At 66.9% G+C, this 20,162-nt stretch carries 16 protein-coding genes and 1 pseudogene; 11 read left to right on the forward strand and 6 right to left on the reverse strand.

Annotated elements, in window-relative coordinates:
- The first annotated feature begins 7 nt into the window (after positions 1-7).
- Positions 8-1,450 carry a flavin monoamine oxidase family protein gene (locus OH146_RS00505; protein ID WP_265156303.1) on the forward strand — a complete coding sequence of 481 codons (1,443 nt, stop codon included), beginning with the start codon at positions 8-10 and terminating at the stop codon, positions 1,448-1,450.
- Positions 1,451-1,502: 52 nt separating this feature from the next.
- Here the strand turns inward: OH146_RS00505 and OH146_RS00510 are convergent.
- Both OH146_RS00510 and OH146_RS00515 read right to left on the reverse strand, forming a co-directional pair.
- Positions 1,503-1,904, reverse strand: a pseudogene (locus OH146_RS00510) (Pr6Pr family membrane protein); the annotation flags it as partial.
- Positions 1,905-2,076: 172 nt separating this feature from the next.
- Positions 2,077-2,520, reverse strand: a complete 444-nt coding sequence (locus tag OH146_RS00515) for a hypothetical protein (RefSeq protein ID WP_265156305.1) — start codon at positions 2,518-2,520, stop codon at positions 2,077-2,079.
- On the opposite strand from OH146_RS00515, the gene OH146_RS00520 reads away from it, so the two are divergent.
- The 4 genes from OH146_RS00520 to OH146_RS00535 all read left to right on the forward strand — a co-directional run bounded on the left by OH146_RS00520 (position 2,519) and on the right by OH146_RS00535 (position 5,249).
- Positions 2,519-3,223 (forward strand): CDP-alcohol phosphatidyltransferase family protein, encoded by a 705-nt coding sequence (locus OH146_RS00520; RefSeq protein ID WP_308214927.1) that lies wholly within the window; start codon positions 2,519-2,521, stop codon positions 3,221-3,223. The two genes, OH146_RS00515 and OH146_RS00520, sit on opposite strands and share 2 nt — an antisense overlap.
- Positions 3,224-3,367: 144 nt before the next feature.
- A complete protein-coding gene (locus OH146_RS00525) occupies positions 3,368-3,793 on the forward strand; it encodes an FHA domain-containing protein (protein ID WP_265160564.1) in 426 nt (141 codons plus the stop codon).
- Positions 3,794-4,516 (forward strand): transcriptional regulator FtsR, encoded by a 723-nt coding sequence (gene ftsR / locus OH146_RS00530; protein WP_265156307.1) that lies wholly within the window; start codon positions 3,794-3,796, stop codon positions 4,514-4,516.
- A 184-nt stretch (positions 4,517-4,700) separates the two neighbouring features.
- Positions 4,701-5,249 (forward strand): MerR family transcriptional regulator, encoded by a 549-nt coding sequence (locus tag OH146_RS00535; RefSeq protein WP_265156310.1) that lies wholly within the window; start codon positions 4,701-4,703, stop codon positions 5,247-5,249.
- 81 nt (positions 5,250-5,330) lie between these two features.
- Here the strand turns inward: OH146_RS00535 and OH146_RS00540 are convergent, their stop codons facing one another.
- A complete protein-coding gene (locus tag OH146_RS00540; RefSeq protein ID WP_265156311.1) occupies positions 5,331-6,119 on the reverse strand; it encodes a ParA family protein in 789 nt (262 codons plus the stop codon).
- A 102-nt stretch (positions 6,120-6,221) separates the two neighbouring features.
- Here OH146_RS00540 and OH146_RS00545 point away from each other — a divergent pair, with 102 nt between their 5' ends.
- Genes OH146_RS00545 through def form a run of 3 tightly spaced genes read left to right on the forward strand, consistent with a single transcriptional unit; the run spans position 6,222 to position 11,572 of the window.
- Positions 6,222-9,626, forward strand: a complete 3,405-nt coding sequence (locus OH146_RS00545) for a pyruvate carboxylase (RefSeq protein ID WP_265156312.1) — start codon at positions 6,222-6,224, stop codon at positions 9,624-9,626.
- A gap of 46 nt (positions 9,627-9,672) precedes the next feature.
- Positions 9,673-11,061, forward strand: a complete 1,389-nt coding sequence (locus OH146_RS00550; RefSeq protein WP_265156314.1) for a MinD/ParA family ATP-binding protein — start codon at positions 9,673-9,675, stop codon at positions 11,059-11,061.
- Between the two features lie 22 nt (positions 11,062-11,083).
- On the forward strand, positions 11,084-11,572 hold the full coding sequence (gene def / locus OH146_RS00555) for a peptide deformylase (RefSeq protein WP_265156317.1): 489 nt from the start codon (positions 11,084-11,086) through the stop codon (positions 11,570-11,572).
- 74 nt (positions 11,573-11,646) lie between these two features.
- Here the strand turns inward: def and OH146_RS00560 are convergent, their stop codons facing one another.
- Positions 11,647-13,473, reverse strand: a complete 1,827-nt coding sequence (locus OH146_RS00560; protein WP_265156319.1) for an AMP-dependent synthetase/ligase — start codon at positions 13,471-13,473, stop codon at positions 11,647-11,649.
- A gap of 187 nt (positions 13,474-13,660) precedes the next feature.
- Between OH146_RS00560 and OH146_RS00565 the strand changes: the two genes are divergently transcribed.
- The 3 genes from OH146_RS00565 to OH146_RS00575 all read left to right on the forward strand — a co-directional run bounded on the left by OH146_RS00565 (position 13,661) and on the right by OH146_RS00575 (position 16,821).
- Complete coding sequence (locus OH146_RS00565; RefSeq protein ID WP_265156321.1) at positions 13,661-14,608, forward strand: ROK family glucokinase; 948 nt, start codon at positions 13,661-13,663, stop codon at positions 14,606-14,608.
- 32 nt (positions 14,609-14,640) lie between these two features.
- Positions 14,641-15,330 (forward strand): lysophospholipid acyltransferase family protein, encoded by a 690-nt coding sequence (locus tag OH146_RS00570; protein ID WP_265156323.1) that lies wholly within the window; start codon positions 14,641-14,643, stop codon positions 15,328-15,330.
- A 156-nt stretch (positions 15,331-15,486) separates the two neighbouring features.
- Positions 15,487-16,821: a class II 3-deoxy-7-phosphoheptulonate synthase gene (locus tag OH146_RS00575; protein WP_265160567.1), complete on the forward strand. Its 1,335-nt coding sequence runs from the start codon at positions 15,487-15,489 to the stop codon at positions 16,819-16,821.
- A gap of 34 nt (positions 16,822-16,855) precedes the next feature.
- Here the strand turns inward: OH146_RS00575 and pknB are convergent, their stop codons facing one another.
- Both pknB and OH146_RS00585 read right to left on the reverse strand, forming a co-directional pair.
- Positions 16,856-18,784 (reverse strand): Stk1 family PASTA domain-containing Ser/Thr kinase, encoded by a 1,929-nt coding sequence (gene pknB / locus OH146_RS00580; RefSeq protein ID WP_265156325.1) that lies wholly within the window; start codon positions 18,782-18,784, stop codon positions 16,856-16,858.
- Between the two features lie 82 nt (positions 18,785-18,866).
- Positions 18,867-20,135 (reverse strand): LysM peptidoglycan-binding domain-containing protein, encoded by a 1,269-nt coding sequence (locus OH146_RS00585; protein WP_265156327.1) that lies wholly within the window; start codon positions 20,133-20,135, stop codon positions 18,867-18,869.
- Between the last annotated feature and the right edge of the window lie 27 nt (positions 20,136-20,162).

Consider the following 20,162-nt stretch of genomic DNA (forward strand, 5'->3'; position numbering starts at 1 on the left):
ACCCACGATGTCAATGTCGCGGCGCTCCTTCATCGTTGGCTCGATCTCCGGGCTGACGGTGCTCGCGGTTGCGGCCTGCACGGAGTCCGCCCCAGAGCCGACGCCTCCCATGCCGTCGACGCGGTCGGACATCCCGCAGCCCGTTGCCTTCCAGCGCACGAGCTGGACGAGTGATCCTCTTGCGACGGGGGCGTTCAGTTACCTTCCGGTTGGGGCGACTCCCGAGCAGCGTGCGGTGCTGCGCGAGCCCGTCGACGGGCGAATCTTCTTCGCGGGGGAGCACACGGCCGATGTGGGGCCGGGCACGGTGCAGGGCGCTCGGGTGTCGGGCCGACGGGTGGCGACCGATGTGCTGCAGCGCGCTCAGCCCGGCGAGCGTATCGCCGTGGTCGGCGCGGGGCTTGCGGGAGCGACGGCGGCACGCATCCTTTCCGATGCTGGCTTCGAGGTCGTCGTGATCGAGGGTCGCGAGCGCGCGGGCGGTCGCATCAGCACGTTCTCCGGCGATGAGTGGCCTTTCCCCATCGAGCTGGGAGCGGCCGTCATCCACGATGCGGGCAGCAACTCGCTCTCGAATGCCCTGGCCGCCGCGCGCATCGAAACGACTCCTGTCGAGGCGCGGGTTGAGCGGCGTACCCGCGCGGGTGCCGTTGCCGCCGAGAGCGACGTGGCCGAGGATGCTCTCCTCGAGGCTCGCACGTGGGCGGAAGGGCAGCTGACGGACCTCTCGATCGCCGACGCTCTGGTGGAGTCCGGGGCGGCCGAGCTGAGCGATGAGTCGGGCGAGGGCGGCATCTCCGACGCGGACCGCCTCGAGAACTATGTGACGGCGGATCTCGGCACCGCCGCGGGTGCGGATGTGGATGATCTCTCCGCCTGGTTCGCGCAGCCGGTACCTGTCCTTGCTGAGGGCGACGAACTCGTCACCGGCGACTTCCAGAGCTTCGTGGCGGCTGAGCTTGAGGGCATCGACGTCCTTCCCTCGAGCCACGTCTCGCACATCACGACGACGGAGCACGGTGTGAGCCTACGGCTCGTGCGCGGCGAGTCCTATTCCGCCGAGCGGGTCGTCGTGACGGTGCCTCTCGGAGTGCTCAAGGCCGGCACGATCGAGTTCGAGCCGCCCCTCCCGTTCTCACATCGCGGCGCCATTAGCGCGCTCGGAATGGGCTTGCAAGACAAAGTGCTGCTGCGTTTCGAGAAGCCGTTCTGGTCGACGGATGCCGCGGTCTGGACGGTCATCGACGGTGACACCGATTTCCCGCTCTGGCTCAACCTCCTGCCAGCGACGGGGGAGGCGATCCTCGTGGGCCTCACGGGCGGTGAGGCAGCGCAGCGCCTCGCGGAGTACGGCGATCAGGAGGTCCTGGATGCCGCTCTCGCGAGTCTTGAGCCGTTCCTTGACCCCTCGCTCGCCTCGCCGCGGCCCTCGAGTGGTGTCGGCGGCTGATCACGATGAGGGCGGCCACCACGAGAGAGAAGACGCCGACGATCGCGAGTAGGTAGAGGCCGAACTCCACGGGAATTCCGACGAGGGCCGGGTCGAGGAAGAAGTAGGGGTACCAGTAGACGTTGGCTCCGCGGATCATCGTGTAGACGACCCACACCGCGGGAAACGGCAGCACGAGACCGAGGGTCCTCCACGGCACCTCCCGCCCGGGGGCAAGCCACCAGTCGAGCAGGGCGTAGGTGGGTAGCACGAAGTGCAGAAGCTGGCTCGACCAGGGAGCCCAGACGGGCACGCCCCGGCTGGTTCCCTCGATCAGGAGCGCTGCGAAGACGACACCCGAGACAGTGACGTAGGTCGTCGTGAGGGCGCGCGCCTGATCAAGCCAGACGGGGTCGCGCGGCCGCGTCAGGGCATTGATGGCGCCCATGATGAAGACGAGCGTGGCGAGCAGCATGCTCTGGACGGTGAAGTAGCTGAAGAAGTTCGCGATCGCGAGGGGACCGGCCCCGATCGTGAAGTTGATGTCTCCCACGAGGGCGATGATGGCCGTGATGGCAGCGAGGATCCGCGCGACTCCGAACCACTTCCGGCGTGAGTGCACTCGTCTGGGGAGGGTCGGGCGCGACTCAGGCGTCGACGAGGGTGCCCTTCCAGTGCACAAGCTTGCGCACTGTGGCACTGGGGTCGGTCGAGAGGCGCTCCATGACGTCGGCGGGCACGTAGTAGTTGACGGCGAGCCAGCCTCGCACGGTCTCGGAGGGGTCATCGGCCATGCTGCGCAGCACATCACATGGAGTGTGCTCGTTGCGGGCAACACAACTGCGCACACCCTCGTCAGGGTCGCGCGCGAGCTCCGCGATCACGTCGGCGGGAGTGTTGTAGTTGCTCGCGGCGCTCTCCCGGATGCGGGAGTTGTCGCTCTGCGCGAGCAGGCGCAGGCGGCGTAACTTGCTTTCGGTCACGGGCGGCGCGGGGTGCAGCCTCGCGGCCTCCTCGGGGCTCAGCATCGCCGGGGCGTGGTCTCGCATCGCCTGGCGTTGGGCCGGGGTGTTGAAGCGGATGCACGACATGTCCCGAGCGTACCCCGCCCGCCTGCGCAGCTGCGGAACGGGCGGGGCGCGCCGTCTGCGGGGCGCGGTCGATAGACTCGGGCTCGTGGAGGAGGCGTCGATGGCTGCGCGGCGGGGGCGCGTGTTCACGGTGCCGAATATCCTGAGCATGCTGCGCCTCCTGATGGTCCCGCTCTTTCTCTTCTTCGTCGCAAGCGGCGACGATGTGCCCGCGCTGATCGTCCTCGCAGCCTCGAGCATCACCGATTACCTCGACGGCATCATCGCCCGCCGTTTCAACCAGATGACGCGCTTGGGGCAGATCCTCGATCCGGCGGCGGACCGGCTCTTCATCTTCGCGGCGCTGCTCGGACTCGCAATGCGCGAGGTGTTGCCGTGGTGGCTCGTTGCCGTCGTCGTCGCTCGCGATGTCATGCTTCTCGCGGTGGGCGTCGTGCTCGCGAATCACGGCTACGGGCCCCTCCCCGTGCATCACATGGGCAAGTTGGCCACATTCTGCCTGCTCTACGCCTTTCCCCTCCTGATGCTGGGTCAAGCTGTGCCGTCGACGGCGCCCATCGCCGATCCGCTCGGTTGGGCATTCGGGCTCTGGGGCGCGTTCATCTATTGGTGGGCTGCCGCGGTCTACGCGCGTCAGGCGTTCCGTCTGATCGCAAATCCGACTCCCGTGGAGCGGGGCGAATCCGATACGCTGGATCGCTAACGAGCTAGGGAGGTTCACATGGTCGATTCGACGCCATCCGCGCATGACCCGCACGCCCGTCGTTCCTCCCCGTCCGAGGAGGGCTCCCGCGACGTCGTCTCGAGCGACACGGTCGCCGTCACGCCTCGCCCGTCGTCGAGCACGATGGACACGACGGCGCATTTCGGGCCCGAGTTCGAGTCGCAGCTCGCGGCACTCAGCGGGGATGTCACGCCCGAGGAGCTCGAGGCTGTGGGCGCCCTTCCGTCCCGCTCAGCTCTCTTGATCGTGCGCCGCGGACCCAACATCGGCGCCCGCTTTCTCCTTGATTCGGATGTCACGACGGTGGGTCGTCACCCCGACGCCGACATCTTTCTCGACGATGTCACGGTCTCGCGCAAGCATTCGCAGTTCGTCCGTTCGGGTTCGACCTTCGAGATCCGTGACCTGGGCTCCCTCAACGGCACGTATTTCGACGGCGTCCGCGTGGATTCGGCCGTGCTCACCGATGGGGCCGAGGTCCAGATCGGCAAGTTCCGTCTCACCTTTTACGCGTCTCGTCTTGATCTCGCGACGCGGGCGGGAAGCTAGATGGGCCGGGCCGCGGCCCAGGTCAAGGCAGTCCCGGAGTCGGCAGGTGCGGCATCATCCGCCCCGCTCCTCAGCATCGGGCAGGTCCTTGCCCGGCTGACCTCCGAATTTCCCGATCTGACCCCTTCGAAGCTTCGCTTCTTGGAGGAGCGCCGCCTCGTCTCGCCGGCGCGCACCGAGTCTGGCTACCGCAAGTTCTCTCACGACGATGTCGAGCGGCTTCGGCTCGTCCTGACGATGCAGCGGGACCACTATCTGCCGCTCAAGGTGATCAAGGGGTACCTCGACGACCTCGACGCGGGGCGCTCGCCCGAGTTGCCGGGAGTTCCCAACGTCTCGACGACGTCGATGCTCTCCACCGAGCGGCGCTTTGGCCGCGAGGAACTCTTGCGCGAGGCGGGGGCGACTTCGCAGTTGCTCTCGGACGCCGTCTCGTCGTCCCTCATCGTCGCCGCGGATGTCTACGGGGAGGACGCCCTGCGGGTGCTTCAAGCGCTTGTGGAGCTGAAGCGCTCGGGGATCGAGCCCCGGCACCTGCGAGGCTTCCGCGCCGCGGCGGAGCGTGAGCTAGGCCTCATCGAGAGCGCCCTCATGCCGGTCGCTGCGCGGCGCGACGCCTCGAGCCGCGCGAAGGCGGGAGAGCTGGCGCGGGAGATCGCGGGCCAGCTTGAGGTTGTCCGCAGCAGCCTGATTCGCAGTGCGCTTTCGCGCCTCGAACCGTAGACTTGGCTCACCGCATCCCGCATCAGGACGACACGCCGGGCTCGACTCGAGTCAATGCAGACTTCGAGGGCTCGGGCCTCGTAGCGTTGATGCAGGATCAAGTTCAACCACACATTGAATGTTGCTCCCGGCCACCGTCCCGTGGTCATGAGGCGTCAGAGACCCACGTGGAAGGCACAGCGAGATGAGCGAACTCAGCAGCAAGAACGAGGACTCTCGCTACGACCTCGGCCTCCTCTTCACAGACGGGCTTCCCGACCTGGACGACGCCGCCGGCTACCGCGGTGCCGTCGCCGCCCGAGCGGCGGGCATCAGTTACCGTCAACTCGACTACTGGGCTCGCACGGAGCTCGTGCAGCCCACCGTCAGGGGCGCGGCAGGCTCGGGATCGCAGCGGCTCTACGGTTTCCGCGACATCCTCGTCCTCAAGCTGGTCAAGCGACTTCTTGACACGGGAATCTCACTGCAGCAGATCCGCACGGCAGTGAATCAGTTGAGGGAGGCCGGCGTAAACGACCTGGCGCAGACGACGCTCATGAGCGACGGCGCGAGCGTCTACCTCTGCACGTCCAACGATGAGGTCATCGACCTCGTGAACCGGGGACAGGGCGTCTTCGGCATCGCCGTCGGCAAGGTCCTGCGTGAGGTCGAGACGAGTCTCGTCGACCTCGAGACCGATAAGCCGGAGGCGCTCGACGAGCTCGCGGCTCGCCGGGCATCCCGCGCCTCCTAGCGCGTATCGCGGGCGGTGTTCCTTCGGGCAACGACCGTGCCGCGGCTCGAGTAGCGAGCGCAGCGATCGGTCCGAAGCGCCTTAGACCAGCCCGGCCGTCCGCATGATGCGTTCAAGCAGCTGATCGAAGTTTCGAGCCATCTCCTGCGCGCTCTCGCCGGGCCACATGTGTAGGGGCTTGGCGGCGCCCTGAGCCTGCTGGAGCGAGGTGCGCTCGGGCAACTGGGGGCTGAGAACGAGTGGACCGAACATGTCGCGCAGTTCCTTGATACGGAACTGATGCTCGAGCGACTGCACGCGGGCCCTGTTGACGATGATGCCGAGCGGTTGCAGGCGGGGGCTGAGACCCCGTCGGATCTCTTCGATCGCCCGGAGGGCGCGGTCGGCGGCCGCGACCGAGAAGAGCCCCGGCTCCGTCACGACGGTGACGCGATCACTCGCAGCCCACGCGGTGCGGGTCAGGGCGTTCAGTGAGGGGGCGCAGTCGATTAGCACGAGATCGTAGTCGTCCTCGACGTTCGCGAGTGCCTCTTCGAGCTTCCAGATGTCGCGGATGCTCGGATGCGGCCCGTCGAAGTTGATGGCCGAGGGGCTGCCGATGAGCACATCCACCTTGCCCGGCCGCCCCTTGGTCCAGCCGCTCGGTGCGATCGCCTGCCGCACGACCTTCTCTTTGGGGGAGGCGAGCACGTCGGCGATGTTGAGATGACCTGCGACATTGATGTCCATGCCGGTCGAGACATCCGACTGGGGGTCGAGGTCGACGACGAGGGTGCGCAGCCCCTTGGCGAAGGATGCCGAGGCGAGGCCGAGCGTGACGGTCGTCTTGCCGACGCCTCCCTTGAGGGAGCTCACGCTGAGTACATGCACAACACGAAACTCTACCTTCAGTAGTCTGAAGGCAACCACCATCGCGGCTGCCCTGCGTGTCCGCGATGTACCCGTGTGCAGTGCCGTGCCGAAAGGGGCAGGATGTTCTCCAAGATTCTTGTGGCCAACCGTGGCGAGATCGCGATCAGGGCGTTTCGGGCCGCATACGAACTGGGGGCCCGCACGGTCGCCGTCTACCCGTATGAGGACCGGAACTCCTTGCACCGGCAGAAGGCAGACGAGGCTTACCAGATCGGTGAGAAGGGGCACCCTGTCCGCGCGTACCTGGATGTCTCGGAGATCATCCGGGTCGCGAAGCTGAGCGGGGCAGACGCGATCTATCCCGGCTACGGCTTCCTCTCGGAGAACCCGAATCTCGCCCGCGAGGCCGCTGCGGCGGGCATCACCTTCATCGGCCCCGGCGAGAGCGTGCTCGAGATGGCGGGCAACAAGGTGACCGCCAAGGAGCACGCGATCTCGGCGGGCGTGCCCGTGCTCGCCTCGTCGCCCGCGACGACCGACATCGAGGTGCTCCTTTCGGCGGCGGACGAGATCGGTTTCCCCGTATTCGCCAAGGCGGTTGCGGGAGGAGGCGGCCGCGGCATGCGGCGGGTCAACACGCGTGAGGAGTTGCGCCCGGCCCTCGAGGAGGCGATGCGCGAGGCCGACAGCGCGTTTGGCGACCCCACGATGTTCGTCGAGCAGGCGGTGCTGCGTCCTCGCCACATCGAGGTGCAGATCCTTGCGGATGCGACGGGGGAGACCGTCCACCTCTTCGAGCGCGACTGTTCCATCCAGCGCCGCAACCAGAAGGTCGTCGAGATCGCGCCGGCGCCGAATCTCGACGAGTCGATCCGGCAGGCGCTCTACCGCGACGCGGTCGCCTTCGCGAAGTCGATCGGCTACATCAACGCGGGCACGGTCGAGTTCCTCCTCGACACGGAGGGGGAGCGCGCGGGCCAGCATGTCTTCATCGAGATGAACCCGCGCATCCAGGTCGAGCACACGGTGACGGAGGAAATCACGGATGTCGACCTCGTGCAGTCGCAGATGCGGATCGCTGCGGGGGAGACGCTCGAGCAGCTGGGGCTCCTGCAGGAGCAGCTGCGGATGCACGGCTCCGCCCTCCAGTGCCGCATCACGACCGAGGACCCCGCCCAGGGCTTTCGCCCCGACACGGGCAAGATCACGACCTACCGTTCACCGGGAGGCAGCGGCATCCGTCTCGATGGCGGCACGGTCGCGACGGGTTCGGAAATCAGCCCCCACTTCGACTCGATGCTCGTCAAGATGACGTGTCGGGGCCGCGACTTTCCCTCTGCCGTGAGCCGGGCCCGCCGTGGTCTCGCGGAGTTCCGCATCCGCGGCGTCTCCACCAACATCCCCTTCATTCAGGGCGTGCTCGAGGACCCGCAGTTCGTTGCGGGCGATGTCAGCACGGCTTTCATCGACACGCGCCCGCACCTGGTGCACGCTCATCCGACGCGCGATCGCGGCACCAGGATCCTGAACTGGCTCGCGGATGTCACGGTGAACCAGCCGCACGGAGCCGGGGACAGTGCGCTCAACCCCGCCGTGAAGCTTCCCAAGGTCGATCTCTCGACGGACGCACCCGCAGGTTCGCGCCAGCGCCTGCTGGAGCTCGGGCCGGCCGGTTTCGCTACCGACCTTCGGCAGCAGAAGGCCCTCGCGGTGACGGAGACGACCTTCCGGGACGCCCACCAGTCACTGCTCGCGACCCGCGTCCGCACGCGCGATCTCGCGGCCGTCGCCCCCTACGTCGCCCGGCTCACGCCCCAGCTGCTCTCGGTCGAGGCGTGGGGCGGGGCGACCTACGACGTTGCCCTGCGCTTCCTCGGCGAGGACCCGTGGGAGCGGCTCGCAACCCTGCGCGAGGCTCTCCCGAACGTCGCCATCCAGATGCTCCTCCGTGGTCGCAACACGGTCGGCTACACGCCCTATCCGACGGAGGTGACGGATGCCTTCGTGCGCGAGGCCGCGGCGACGGGCGTCGATATCTTCCGCATCTTCGACGCCCTGAACGATGTCTCTCAGATGCGTCCCGCGATCGACGCGGTGCTCGAGACGGGCACCTCCGTCGCGGAGGTGGCGCTCTGCTACACGGGCGATCTGCTGAACCCCGATGAGAACCTTTACACGCTCGACTACTACCTCCGACTGGCGGAGCAGATCGTTGAGTCGGGCGCGCACATCCTCGCGATCAAGGACATGGCGGGACTGTTGCGGGCAGGCGCGGCGGAGACCCTCGTCTCGGCCCTGCGCGAGCGCTTTGACCTGCCCGTCCACGTGCACACGCATGACACGGCCGGCGGCCAGTTGGCGACCCTGCTGGCCGCGAGCCGTGCCGGCGCGGATGCGGTGGATGTCGCATCCGCCCCCATGGCGGGCACGACGAGCCAACCCTCCATGTCGGCTCTTGTCGCGGCGCTCTCGAACACGGAGCGCGACACGGGGCTCTCGCTCGCGGGTGTCTCGGACCTCGAGCCGTACTGGGAGGCCGTGCGCGACGTCTACGCCCCCTTCGAGTCCGGTCTTCCCGGGCCAACGGGTCGCGTCTACCACCACGAGATCCCCGGCGGGCAGCTCAGCAACCTTCGTCAGCAGGCGATCGCGCTCGGCCTCGGCGACCAGTTCGAGCGGATCGAAGACGCCTACGCGGCCGCAAATGCCATGCTCGGTCGCCCGCCCAAGGTGACGCCGTCGTCGAAGGTCGTGGGTGATCTCGCCCTGGCCCTCGTCGCCGCCGACGCCGATCCGGCCGACTTCGAGGCGAATCCGCAGAAGTACGACATCCCTGACTCCGTCATCGGCTTCATGGCGGGCGAGCTCGGTGATCTTCCGGGCGGATGGCCGGAGCCCTTCCGTAGTCGCGTGCTGGAGGGACGCACCGTGCGCGTCGGGGTGAACGAGCTCTCTGACGAAGATCGCGAGGCGCTGGCCGGCTCGCCGGAGGAGCGCCGGGAGCGGCTCAACCGGCTGCTCTTCCCCGCCCCGGCCGCGCAGTTCGCGGAAGTGCGGGAGCAGTTCGGCGATCTCTCCGTCGTCGACACGGTCGACTACCTCTACGGCCTCCGGCAGGGCGAGGAACACGTTGTCGAGATGGAGAAGGGCGTGAGCCTCTACGTCGGCCTCGAGGCGATTGGCGACGCGGATGAGAAGGGCATGCGCACTGTCATGACGACCATGAACGGACAGCTTCGCCCCGTCTTCATCCGCGATCGAAGCATCACGGTCGAGACGCGGTCGACCGAGAAGGCGGATGCCTCGAAGCCCGGCCACGTCGCGGCCCCCTTCGCGGGCGTCGTGACCCTCCAGGTGGAGGAGGGGGCCATGGTGGAGGCTGGTCAGGCAGTCGCAACGATCGAGGCGATGAAGATGGAGGCAGCCATCACGGCGGGCATCTCGGGCGTCGTGCGCCGGCTCGCGGTCAAGGCCACCTCGCCCGTGGAGGGCGGTGACCTCCTGCTCGAGATCGGCGCCGACTGAGCGTTTGGTAGTCTCGAGAGTTGCCTTCAGCGAAAGGAATCCGCCCGTGACATCCCCCCGTGATGCGTCGGACCCGCTCGCCGGGTCAGATTCCGCTGATGACCCCGGTGCCGCGGAGAAGGACGCCCCTGCCCCGAGCTTCGCCGAGTCGGTGCTGCTCCATGACTCCGACGATGACTCCGAGGAGCCGACATCGACCCTCACGGTGAGTGTCGACCTGCCGGCAGAGGTGCGAACGATTCCGGAGGACGAGCTCGCCGTGACGATCAGCGCGGAACCCGTCACGCCGAACATCCTGACGGGGGTCGAAGCGGCGAACGTCTCCATCAGTGTTGATCCCGTGCTGATCGATCGCAGCGACGAGGAGGAGTCTCCCGTCGACGCGGTCGAGGTACCGCCGCTGCCCGCGCGCGACATCCCCGAGCAGGATGCGCAGGCTCACGAGCGGCAGAGCCGGAGAGAGCGGCTGAGGGGCGAGATCTCGAGCACCCCCGAATCGGCGAACATGCTTACGGCCGACCGGCTGATCGACGTCAAGAAGCGCAAGCGAGCCGCTCCCGAGGGCGCCTGGCCCGCCTTCGTCTACGCCGCGAGCCTTCACCTCGTGAACCTCGGGGATTCGCCCAAGGCGCGGGAACGCAAGGAATTGGATGCCCGCATCGACAAGCAGTTCGAGGGTGGCACGCGCTTCGTGCCCGTCCTCACTCGTAAGGGCGGCGTCGGCAAGACGACGGTCACAACCCTGCTCGGCATGGCGCTCTCCGATGTGCGCGAAGACCGCATCATCGCGATCGACGCCAACCCCGACCGCGGCACTCTCTCCGAGCGGGTCAGCAAGCAGACCCGCTCGACCGTGCGGGACGTCGTCACCCAGGCGGCATCCATCACAAGCTTCAACGACTTCTCGACGATGGTCTCGCGCGACGACACGCGGCTCGACATCCTCGCCTCTGACACCGACCCCCTGCTCTCGGAGGCTTTCGATGAGAACGACTACAACGTGGTCGCGGACCTCGCGGCACGCTTCTACTCGATCGCTCTGACGGACTGCGGCACGGGAATCGTCCACTCGGTCATGCGGGCCACCTTGCAGCGCGCCGACTCGATCGTGATCGTCTCGGGTGGCAGCGTCGACGAGGCCCGTCTCGCCTCCGAGACCCTCACTTGGCTGGAGTCGAACGGCTATGCGGATCTCGTGCGCAACGCCGTCGTGGCTCTCAACACGGCCACGCAGGCCACCAACCTCATCAAGCTCGACGAGATCGAGTCGCACTTCCAATCTCGAGTGCGAGAAATCGTCCGTATTCCCTACGATCCGCAACTCGCGGCGGGATCCGTTATCGACTATTCGCGGCTCAAGCCGCTCACGCGCGAGGCCGCCCGTCGCCTCGCGGCCCTCGTCATGGACGGCCTGCCCGCGCGTCGCACCGAATGACCGCCCAGGAGGAAAACAGAAGATGACCGAGCGACAGATCAGGTACTTCGGCGATCCAGTGCTGAAGACCGTCTCGGACCCGGTGCGGCCCGGGGATGATGTGCGCGGCCTCGTCGAGGATCTCATCGACTCGGTCAAGGTGCCCGGGCGTGCTGGCGTCGCCGCGCCCCAGATCGGGGTCAACCTCCGCGTATTCAGCTACAACGTCGACGGCGATATCGGCTACGTCATCAACCCCGAGCTGGTCGAGGTCTCGGGTGAGCCAGAGCTCATCGATGAGGGCTGCCTCTCAGTTCCGGGCTTCTACTTCAAGCGCCGACGCTATCCCTTCGCGAGGGTGCGCGGCGTCGACCTCGACGGCAACGTCATCGAGCTCAGCGGGACGGGGACGATGGCGCAGGCGCTCCAGCACGAGACCGACCACCTCAACGGCGAGCTCTATATCGACGGTCTTGACAAGGAGACCAAGCGTGAGGCTATGAGGGCGATCCGCGAGTCCGACTGGTTCTAAATTCGTCTCGCCGTCTGAACGGCGAAGGGGCCCGCATGCTCGGCATGCGGGCCCCTCGTGCGTTCGCTCGCGGATCAACCGGAGACGGAGATACCCTCCGTCGCGGGGGACTCGTTGTACATCCCCTCGATGACGCCCGCGAAGTCGCGCAGGATCACGTCACGCTTGATCGAGAGCTTGGGCGTGAGGTGTCCGCTCGCCTCTGTGAGCTCCTTCTCGAGGATCGTGAACTTGCGGATCGACTCGGCGCGCGAGACCGCGGTGTTGGCGGTGTCGATCGCGCCCTGGATCTCTGCGAGCACCTTGGGGTTCTTCGCCGCCTCGACAACGCTCATGGTGGCATCCTCGCCTGCGTTGTTGAGCCAGACGGGCAGCATCTCCTCGTCCAGGGTGATGAGCGCCGAGATGAACGGCTTCTGGTCGCCGACCACGATCACCTGTCCGATGATCGGGTTCGCGCGGATCGGGTCCTCTAGCACGGCGGGCGCGACGTTCTTGCCGCCGGCCGTGACGATGATCTCCTTCTTGCGACCCGTGATCGTAAGGTAGCCGTCGTCGTCGAGTTCGCCGATGTCGCCCGTCTTGAACCACTCGCCGTCGAAGGTGTCTTTCGTCGCCTGCTCGTTGTTCCAGTAGCCCGCGAAGACGCTGACGCCCTTCGCCTGCACCTCGCCGTCCTCGCTGATACGCACCGCGTTGCCAGGAATCGCTGGTCCGACCGTGCCGATCTTGAAGCGCGAGGGCTTGTTGACGGTGACGGGGGCCGTGGTCTCGGTGAGACCGTAGCCCTCGAGGATCGTGAGGCCGAGGGCGCGGTAGAAGTGTCCTAGGCGCAGGCCGAGGGGCGCCGACCCGGAGACGGCGTATTCGACGCGGCCGCCCATCGCGTCCCGCAACTTCGACAGCACGAGGCGGTCGAGCACGGCGAACTTGAGCTTGAGTCCCAGCGGCACCTTGCCCGCGTCGAGCGCCTTCGAATACTCGATCGCAGTGGCTGCTGCGGCGTGGAAGATCTTGCCCTTGCCTCCGGCCTCCGCCTTCTGCTCGGAGGCGTTGAACACCTTCTCGAAAACGCGGGGCACCGCGAGAAGGAAGGTGGGGCGGAAGCTGCCGAGCGCTTGCAGCAGCTTCTTGGTGTCGGGCTCGTGGCCGACCTTGACGCCGCCGTGGATGCTCAGGACGGAGATGAAGCGGGCGAACACGTGCGCAAGGGTGATGAAAAGCACGGTGCTCGAGTCCGAGTGCATGACCTCGGGAATGTCGAGGCGGCTGTTGCGTGCCAGCTCGTAGAAGTTCGAGTGGTTGAGCCGCACGCCCTTGGGCTTGCCCGTAGTGCCGGAGGTGTAGATAAGGGTCGCGATGTCATCGGCCTTGGCGAGCGTGCGGCGACGTTCGATCTCCTCGTCGCTCACCCCCGTGCCGGCGGCGCTGAGCTTCGCGATGTCTCCGAGGTCGATCTGCCAGACGTTGCGGATTCCGGGAAGGTCGGCGCGCACCTCGTCGAAGCGGGCGAAGTGGTCTGGGGTCTCTCCGAAGAAGGCGACGGCCTCGGAGTCGGTGAGGTACCACTGAATCTGAGCGGGGGCGGATGTCTCGTAGATCGGCACGAGCATGGCGCCCGCGTACCACGCCGCGAAGTCGATGAGTGTCCACTCGTAGCGGGTCTTCGCCATGAGAGCGATGCGCTCTCCAGGCTCGATTCCCGCCGCGACGAAGCCCTTCGCTAGTGCGATGACCTGACGCTCGAACTCGCGGGACGTGACATCCTGCCACGTACCGTCGGGCATGGGAATCGCGAAGAGCGCCTTGTCGGGCGTCTGCTTGACTCGGTCGACGAGAAGGTCGGTGGTGTTCGCGTTGGGATCGGCCTCCACCAACGCGGGCGCGCTGTACTCTTTCACGGCAACTCCTTCGGTACCTCAGAGGGTGCGGGTATTCGATCCAGAGTACCGGGTGGAGCAGCGTCATCCCGAGGTGCTGGTGGATTCCCTACACTTGTTCGAGGACCCGCCAGAGGTCCGTTGTCGCGCATCGCACTAGACCGCCGCGCGCAGCATCCACCCCCGAGCCCAGAAGCGAGGACACCTGATGCACGCTGTCGGAATCGACATCGGCGGGACGAAGATCGCGGGCGCCCTCGTCGCGGAGGATGGCACGATCCTCCGCACCGATCGCGTCCCCACGCCGGCGGGTGATCCCTCGGCCATCGTGGATGTCGTTGTCGGCATGATCACGCGTCTCGCGGAGGGCGAGGAGGTCACCGCGGCCGGCGTGGCGGCGGCGGGCTTTATCGACGACCAGCAGTCGACCGTCTACTACGCCCCCAACATCAACTGGCGCAACGAACCCTTCCGCGACCGGCTTCAGGCCCAGCTTGACCTCGATATCACGATCGATAACGACGCCAATGCCGCCGGCTGGGCCGAGTATCGTTTCGGCGCGGGTCGTGGGGTCTCGGACATGACGATGCTCACGATCGGCACGGGCGTCGGCGGCGCCGTCGTCGTGGGCGGACGCCTGCTGCGCGGAGGCTTCGGTGCCGGCGCCGAACTGGGTCATCTTCGAGTCGTTCCGGGTGGCCTGCCCTGCGGTTGCGGTTCGCGCGGATGCATCGAACAGTACGGTTCGGGACGGGCTCTCCTTCGGATGGCGAACGACATCGCTGACGTGGGGGGAATCGGTCTGCGCCTCGCTGAGCTCCGAGAGCACCATGGGCAGCTCGCGGGAGAGCATGTCGCGCAGCTGATCACGGCGGGAGACCCCGGCGCGCGGCAGGCGCTTCGGGAGCTCGGCGGGTGGCTGGGGCAGGCCTGTGCCTCCCTCAGCGCGGTGCTCGACCCGCGTCTCTTCGTCTTCGGCGGGGGAGTCGCCGCGGCCGGCGAGCTCCTGCTTGAACCGGTGCGCGAGGCCTATCTCGCCCACCTCCCCGCCCGCGGCTACCACCCTGAACCCGAGTTCGTTACGGCACAGCTCGTGAACGACGCGGGCGTCGTGGGGGCGGCAGACCTCGCACGGCTCCACTGGCGCTCGCGCTAGAGTGTTCGAGCCATCCCCGTAGAGAGGTATCGATGTTCTACTGGTTCATGAAGAACCTCATCGCGGGTCCCATCCTGCGTACCGTCTTCCGCCCCTGGGTGCTTGGTCACGAGAACATTCCGAAGACGGGCGGGGTCATCCTCGCGAGCAACCATCTCTCCTTCATCGACTCGGTATTCCTGCCGCTCGTCATGGATCGCCGCATCAGTTTCCTTGCGAAAAGCGACTACTACACGGCGCGAGGCATTAAGGGCTGGGCCATCAGGAACTTTCTCACGGCGACCGGGATGCTGCCGATCGACCGTTCGGGCGGCAAGGCTTCCGAGGCGTCGCTCAACACCGGGCTCGGGGTTCTCGCCCGCGGCGAGGTGCTCGGCATCTACCCAGAGGGAACTCGTAGTCCGGACGGCAAGCTCTATCGCGGCCGCACGGGTGTCGCGCGCATGATCCTGGAGGCGGGCGTGCCGGTTGTCCCCGTCGTCATGGTCGACACCGAGAAGGTCATGCCGATCGGCACCCGCATTCCTAAGGTCCGCCGCGTCGGTGTCATCATCGGCGAGCCGCTCGACTTCTCCCGTTTCGAGGGGCTGGAGGGAGATCGCTTCATTCTGCGGGCCATCACAGACGAGATCGTCTACGAACTCATGCGTCTCGGCGGGCAGGAGTACTCAGACGTGTATGCGTCTTCCGTCAAGGAGAAGCGCGGCAGTCTGAGTCGCTGACGCTCTGAGCAGGGGCATACCGTCGGGCTCAGACGATGGCCCGTAGTCGGCTAAGCTGGCTCAACCGGGTCGAGGCACCCGGATTTTCATTGCACTTCGAAGGAACCACCCGTGGCTAAGTCGTCAGAAGAAACCGTCGTACATGCTGATCCCTCAGTGGTCGCGGGTCTCGACTATTGGCGCACGCTGCCCATCAAGCAGCAGCCGCAGTGGCCCGATGCAGATGCCGTCGGTGCCGCCTCGGCTGAGATCGCGGCGCTGCCCCCGCTCGTCTTCGCGGGTGAGGTCGACCAGCTGCGCAGTCGTCTCGCCGATGCCGCAGCGGGTCGCGCGTTCCTCCTCCAGGGAGGCGACTGCGCTGAGACCTTCGCGGGCGCGACGGCGGAGCAGATCCGCAACCGCGTGAAAACGATTCTCCAGATGGCCGTCGTGCTCACCTACGGAGCCTCCATGCCCATCGTCAAGATGGGTCGGATGGCGGGACAGTTCGCGAAGCCGCGGTCAAGCGACACCGAGACCCGTGGCGACGTCACCCTTCCCGCGTACCGTGGCGACATCGTCAATGGCTACGACTTCACGCCTGAGTCCCGGGAGGCGGATCCCCGCCGGCTGGTGCAGGGCTACCACACCTCCGCGTCGACCCTCAATCTCATCCGCGCCTTCACGCAGGGCGGCTTCGCCGACCTGCGCGAGGTGCACAGCTGGAACCGCGGCTTCGCCTCCAACCCGGCCAACAAGCGCTACGAAGCGCTGGCTCGCGAGATCGATCGGGCCATCAAGTTCATGGAGGCCGCTGGAGCGGACTTCGACGAACTCAAGCGGGTCGAGTTCTACTCGAGCCATGAGGGCCTTCTGATGGACTACGAGCGCCCCATGACACGAATCGACTCGCGCACAGGAACCCCCTACAACACCTCGGCGCACTTCCTCTGGATCGGGGAGCGCACTCGCGAGCTCGATGGCGCACACATGGACTTCTTCTCGCGCCTTCGCAACCCCATCGGTGTCAAGCTGGGCCCGAGCACGACGCCCGAGGTCATGGAGCAAATCATCGACAAGCTCGACCCCGAGCGCGAGCCGGGGCGCCTCACCTTCATCACGCGCATGGGTGCCGGCAAGATCCGCGACGCCCTGCCGCCCCTCCTCGAGGCCATCAAGGGGATGGATGCGACGCCACTGTGGGTCACGGACCCGATGCACGGCAACGGCATCACGACGCCGACGGGCTACAAGACGCGTCGCTTCGACGATGTCATGGATGAGGTCAAGGGTTTCTTCGAGGCTCACCGAGCCGCGGGGACGCACCCTGGCGGCATCCACGTGGAGCTCACGGGCGACGATGTCACCGAATGCCTCGGCGGGTCGGAGTTCATCGACGAGGAGACCCTGGCGACGCGCTACGAGTCACTGTGCGACCCGAGGCTCAACCACATGCAGTCGCTCGAGCTCGCGTTCCTCCTCGCCGAGGAACTCAGCGCCAGCACCCAGTAGCTACCGCTGAGGCTGAGTGGGGGCGTGCCCCCGCTCAGCCGGCAGCGAGTCCGACGGTCACGGTTGAGCCCTTGTCGATGGGCGTTCCCGCGGGCGGGTCGACGTAGGTGACCCGCGCGTTGTCGGGCACCGCGGAGAGGAACTCGCTGATCGGGTTGCGGAACTCGACTGCGAAGCCAGCATCCGTGAGTTGCTGACGCGCCGTACGCCATGTCGCACCCTCGATGTCGGGGACGGGCACCTGCTCGACGCCCTTCGAGAGGATGAGGTTGACCGTGCCACCCTCGGGGACAACGGCTTGGTCCTGCTGCGGCTGCGCTCGGATGACGCGCCCCGCCTCGATCGTGTCGTGGAACTCTTCGGCGGCCTCGACCCCCGTGAGCCCGACGGCCGCGAGGGTGGCCTTGGCCTCCTCGACTGTCTGGCCAGCAACATCCGGAATCGCTCCCAGCGACACGACAAGGGTGACCTGCTGTCCTTCGCCGTAGCTCGGAAGCGTTGTGAGATCGACGTCGCCCTCGCCGAGCGCCTGCACGACAACGCCCTCGGCGACCGAGCCGTGGAAAACGTAGCGCGGGGCAGCCGCGGTGAAGCGGGACTCCTCGATGACGCGGATAGCCTCATCCTCGGCGAGGCCGACGAGAGTGGGGATGGGAAGCTGCTCCGGTCCGAGCGAGACGACGAGGGTCACCGTGGCGCCGTGGTCGAGGGCGGTGCCCTGCGGCGGATCTGTTCCCACCACGTGGTCGACGGGTATCTCCGGATGGTGCGCGGTTGCTGTTTCGGCAGAGACGACGAGGTCCTGCTCTTCGAGGGCCGCAGTGGCCTCCTCGACAGTGAGGCCTGCCACATCCGGCACCGCGACGGCCGAGCCAGGGCCGGCGCCGAAATACCATCCGGCGCCCGCAGCGACACCGGCGAGAAGCAGGACGAGCCCCAGCAGCCAGGCGCCTCGTGTGCGCCGCCGCTGGCTCTGTGCAGCGAGAGCATCGACGGTCGGGCTGTTGGAGGGCTCAGCCCGCTGAGCTTTGACAGGGGCGATGACCTGCGTCGCGTCGGTTCCTCCGACGGCCATGGGCAGCACCATGGTGGGCTGCGGTCCCTGGTGCCCCTGCGTGCCGGACAGCTGGCGTTGGATGTCCATCAGCTCCGAGAGCATGATGCTCGCGTCGTGGGGGCGCTGCTCGGGGTCCCGCGCGGTGGCCCACAGCACGAGCTCGTCGAGCTCGGCAGGTACGGCAGGGTTGCGCGTGCTCGGCGTGGGCACAGTGTCATTCGCATGCTGTTGTGCGATCTGGAAGGGCTGCTCACCGCGATAGGGCTGCTGCCCGGCGAGCATTTCGTACAGCATGATCCCCACGGCGTAGATGTCGCTGCGAGTATCCGCGACGCCGCGGGTGACGAGTTCGGGGGAGAGGTATGCCACCGTGCCAAGGAGCGCATTCCCTGTGGCCGTGTTGGCGGATGCCGCACGGGCTAGTCCGAAGTCGCTGATCTTGATGCGCCCATCGTCCGCGAGGAGCACGTTCTCGGGCTTGAGGTCTCGGTGGACGATACCGCTGCGGTGTGCGGCGGCGAGACCGCTGAGGACGGCTTCCATGATGTCCAGCGCCTGCTCGGTCGTGAGCACCTGGTGGTCGCTGAGGAGGTCGCGCAGGGTGATCCCCGGCAGGTATTCCATGACGAGATAGGCGGTCTCGGAGTCCTGGCCCTGGTCGTAGACATTCACGACGTTGGGATGGGCCAGGCGTGCGGCGGAACGGGCCTCTTGGATGAAGCGAGCCCGATACTGTGCGTCGTCGGCGAGGTGAGGGTGGATGACCTTGATGGCGACGCGCCGCTCGAGTCGCAGGTCGGTAGCGAGGTATACGGTCGCCATACCGCCTCGCGCGATGCGGGAGCGTACCTGATATCGGCCGTCGAGCAGACGGCCGATCATCGGGTCCGAACTCACATTGCTCACCGCTCAAGTCTAGAGTCGGGGGTGTCTCCGACCGCGGCGTGAAACGCCTCTGGGTGCAGAAGGCGAAAGGCTCCTGGTGCGTTCAGCCGATCTGCGCAAGCCACGCCCGCGCCGACGTCTCCCACTTGGCGTATGCGTCGGGAAAGGCCGAGATCTGCACGGCCTGGGCAGCCTGTGTGACGGTCATGGACTGCCACCCGGGGATGTCGAGGAGTCCCCGGGTGATTCCCGCGTTGGGATTGCTCGGACCGCCGAAGAAGAGTCGGGCTGCGTAGTCGGGGGTCGTCAGCTGGCTGACGGTTCCCCATCCCGCACTCGGCCGCTGCTGAAAGAGTCCGACCGAGTCGAGGTCGCCCCAGTCGAGATTCCGCAGGGTCGACTCCTGTGCCGCCGTTGCGAGAGCAATGACGAGCCCGTAGTCGCTGACACCGAGGGCTCGACCGACGCCCACGATGGTGCGCGCGTGGCCCTCCATTTCGCTCGTCATGGGCACGACGGTGCTGGAGGTCGCGGGCACCGTGCCTGCTGGCTGCACAGCGGGGACGACGAGGGAGGCGCCCGCGTAGATCGTGCTCGTCGTGGTCAGGCCGTTGGCCGAGAGCAGGGCCTGCACGCTCACGCCCAGTGTGTTCGCGATCGACGTGATGGTGTCGCCGGCGACGATCGTGTACTTCGTGACAGGGGCGACGCCGACAGCGACGGCCGTGTCGGCGGCCGCGGGGGAAGAGGGAATGACGATCCGCTGCCCGGGGTAGATGATGGACCCCATGCTGAGCCCGTTCGCCGAGAGGATCGACTGGACGCTGACGCGGAAGGTCGCGGCGATGCCGCTGATCGTGTCGCCGCGCGAGATCGTGTAGCTGCTGCCGGCAGCGGAAGCGAGGGGCGCCGCGGCGACGGGGCCAGCGCTCTTGGCCAGTACCAGCACTTGCCCCGGGTGGATGACGGACTTCCAGCCCAGCCCGTTCATGGCGAGCACGGATGCGGTGGAAAGTCCGAATCGTCCTGCGATGCCGCTGACGGAATCGCCTGATTGCACAGTGTAGGTCGCGGGGCCTGAGTAGGTCGATGCTGTAGCGAACTGTCCCGCAGGGGTCGGCGACGCGTGAGCGGGGGCGTGACTGACGGACGCGAAGGCCGAGCGGGCACTGTCGCGAAGGTGGGACGGGGTCCTCTCGTCCCCGCTGTCCTTGCCCCCGTCTCGGTCGAGAACGATGGGGCCGCTGAGGTTCATGCTCATGGCGAGCGACGACGCGATGACGAGCGGGACGGTCGAGAGTGAGACCTTGGCGTTACGCGGGCGCCCGAGCTGCAGGCGGTTGCGAATGCGTCGGTCGAAGGTGGCAGTCATATTCGGTCTCGATCGGTGATGAGCGGC

The organism is Homoserinimonas sedimenticola (assembly GCF_026094475.1).
Lineage (GTDB): Bacteria > Actinomycetota > Actinomycetes > Actinomycetales > Microbacteriaceae > Homoserinimonas > Homoserinimonas sedimenticola.

Excerpts from the sequence above, each read along its gene's own strand:
- def (WP_265156317.1), top strand. The coding sequence starts at position 11,084 with ATGACCGAGCGACAGATCAGGTACTTCGGCGATCCAGTGCTGAAGACC.
- OH146_RS00520 (WP_308214927.1), top strand. The coding sequence starts at position 2,519 with ATGTCCCGAGCGTACCCCGCCCGCCTGCGCAGCTGCGGAACGGGCGGG.
- OH146_RS00525 (WP_265160564.1), top strand. The coding sequence starts at position 3,368 with ATGGACACGACGGCGCATTTCGGGCCCGAGTTCGAGTCGCAGCTCGCG.
- OH146_RS00515 (WP_265156305.1), bottom strand. The coding sequence starts at position 2,520 with ATGTCGTGCATCCGCTTCAACACCCCGGCCCAACGCCAGGCGATGCGA.
- OH146_RS00585 (WP_265156327.1), bottom strand. The coding sequence starts at position 20,135 with ATGACTGCCACCTTCGACCGACGCATTCGCAACCGCCTGCAGCTCGGG.
- OH146_RS00565 (WP_265156321.1), top strand. The coding sequence starts at position 13,661 with ATGCACGCTGTCGGAATCGACATCGGCGGGACGAAGATCGCGGGCGCC.
- OH146_RS00505 (WP_265156303.1), top strand. The coding sequence starts at position 8 with ATGTCAATGTCGCGGCGCTCCTTCATCGTTGGCTCGATCTCCGGGCTG.
- OH146_RS00545 (WP_265156312.1), top strand. The coding sequence starts at position 6,222 with ATGTTCTCCAAGATTCTTGTGGCCAACCGTGGCGAGATCGCGATCAGG.
- OH146_RS00570 (WP_265156323.1), top strand. The coding sequence starts at position 14,641 with ATGTTCTACTGGTTCATGAAGAACCTCATCGCGGGTCCCATCCTGCGT.
- ftsR (WP_265156307.1), top strand. The coding sequence starts at position 3,794 with ATGGGCCGGGCCGCGGCCCAGGTCAAGGCAGTCCCGGAGTCGGCAGGT.
- OH146_RS00535 (WP_265156310.1), top strand. The coding sequence starts at position 4,701 with ATGAGCGAACTCAGCAGCAAGAACGAGGACTCTCGCTACGACCTCGGC.